1 protein-coding gene is annotated in these 2259 nt (G+C 67.4%); it reads right to left on the reverse strand.

Translation table 11 applies throughout. From position 1 onward, the window contains the following. The coding region (locus AB0I15_RS66715) for an acyltransferase domain-containing protein (protein ID WP_358121140.1) at window positions 1-2154 on the reverse strand (2154 nt) is incomplete at its 3' end. Between the last annotated feature and the right edge of the window lie 105 nt (window positions 2155-2259).

The following is a 2259-nucleotide window of genomic DNA, read 5'->3' on the forward strand; positions in this document are numbered from 1 at the left end:
GGTGGTGGTGTGGAGGGTGGTGGGGTGTTGGGGGTGGGTGGTGTGGATGTGGATGTTGGTCCAGGTGAAGGGGAGGTGGGGGGTGGTGTGGGTGGTGGTGAGTGCGGTGGTGTGGAGGGCGGCGTCGAGGAGGGCGGGGTGGATGTGGTGGGTGGTGGGTTCGGTGTCTTGGGGGAGGGTGATTTCGGCGTAGGTGGTGTCGTGCTGGCGCCAGGCGGTGTGGAGGCCTTGGAAGTGGGGGCCGTAGTGGAGTCCGGTGTCGGCGAGGTGGTCGTAGAGGTGGCTGGTGTCGAGGGGTTGGGTGTCGGTGGGGGGCCAGGGTTGTGTGGGTGGGGGTGTCGTGTGCTGGGTGGTGAGGGTGGCGGTGGCGTGGTGGGTCCAGGGGCGGTGTTGTTCGTCGTGTGTTGGGGTGGGGCGGGAGTGGATGGTGAGGGTGCGGGTGCCGTCGGTGGTGGGGCTGGTGAGGTGGAGGTGGAGGTGGATGGTGTCGGTGTGGGTCAGGGTGAGGGGTGTGTGGAGGGTGAGTTCGTCGATGTGGTTGTGGCCGGTGTGGTGGGCGGCGTGCAGGGCGAGGTCGACGAACGCGGTGCCGGGGAGGAGGACGGTGTCGTGGATGCGGTGTTCGGCGATCCAGGGGTGGGTCGTCAGGGAGAAACGGCCCGTGAAGACGACAGGTCCGTTGGCGCTCTCTATGTCGTCCGAGGAGGGGCTGCCATCGGTGTTGGTGGAGAGGGTGGGTAGGTCGATGGCGGCGCTGAGGAGGGGGTGGTTGGTGGGGTGTTGGCCGAGGTGGGTGGGGTTGCCGGCGTTGACTGTCGCGGTGAGCCAGTAGTGGGTGCGTTGGAAGGGGTAGGTGGGCAGGGTGGTGGGTTGGGGGTGGTGGTGGGCGAAGAGGGTGGGCCAGTTGAGGGTGTGGCCGTGGAGGTGGGCGGCGGCTAGGGCGGTGGTGATGGTGTGGGTGGTGTCGTGGTCGCGTCGGAGGGTGGTGAGGGTGTGGGTGTGGGGGTGTTGGGTGAGGGTGTCTTCTAGGGCTGGGGTGAGGACGGGGTGGGGGCTGGTTTCGATGAAGGCGTGGTGGCCGTCGCGCACCAGAGCCTGGATGGTGGTGTGGAAGAGGACGGGGTGGCGGAGGTTGTTGTACCAGTAGGTGGCGTTGAGGGTGGTGGTGTCGAGGTGGTCGCCGGTGAGGGTGGAGTAGAAGGGGATGGTGGCGGGTTGGGGGGTGATGGGGGCGAGTGCGTGTTGGAGGTGGTGGGCGAGGGTTTCGACGTGGGCGCAGTGGGAGGCGTAGTCGACGTTGATTTTGCGGGCTCGGATCTGCCGGGTTTCCAGGTGTGCCAGGAGGTTGTCGATGGCGGCCGGGGTGCCGGAGACGATGGTGGAGGTGGGGCCGTTGATGGCGGCGATGGACACCTGGTTACTTGGCTCTGGGCTGACCAGGGATTGGTCGATCGGCTCCTGCTCTACCGGTTCCTGGCCCTGCTCAGTCGACCTCTGCTGCTGTCCGCTTGGCTTCGGCTCCGTTGATGCCTGATCCGTCTCCCGGTCGGCCATTGCTTGCTCGGCTGGTTGCTCTGCGGCTGGCTCGTATTCGTTGAGCAGGTTCTGCAGGTCAGTGGCAGGGAGGGTAATGGCGGCCATGGCGCCTTGGCCGGCGAGTTGGGTGAGGGCTTTGCTGCGGAGTGCGGTGATGCGGGCGGCGTCTTGGAGGGTGAGGGCGCCGGCGATGTGGGCGGCGGCGATTTCGCCTTGGGAGTGGCCGATGACGGCGTCGGGATGGATGCCGTGGTGTTGCCAGAGGCGGGCCAGGGCAACCATGATCGCGAACAGGGCGGGTTGGACGACGTCGACGCGGTCCAGGGAGGGCGCGTGGTCGCGTTGGTGCAGTACGTCGAGCAGGGACCAGTCGGTGTAGGGCGCCAGAGCCTCGGCGCAGGCGTCCAGGTGCTCGCGGAAGACAGGCGAGGCCGCGTACAGGCGGCGGCCCATGCCGGGCCATTGACCACCTTGACCTGGGAAGACGAAGACCGTGCCACCTGATCCGACCGAGCCGAGCGGGGGAGCGGTGGGGGAGATCGAGTCGGTTGAGCTTGTGTCGGTGGTCGAGTCTGGCGTGGCGTTTGAGGAGGGCGAGCCTGTCGGATCACTCTGCACGTGGTCGAGTACTGCGGGGTTGGGGCGGCCGGCGGCTAGGTCGTCGAGGGCGGTGGTGAAGTCTTGTGTGGTGGTGGCTATGACTGCTGCGCGGTGGGGGAAGTG

The sequence above is a fragment of the Nonomuraea sp. NPDC050643 genome (genome assembly GCF_040654715.1).
In the GTDB taxonomy this organism is placed as follows: domain Bacteria; phylum Actinomycetota; class Actinomycetes; order Streptosporangiales; family Streptosporangiaceae; genus Nonomuraea.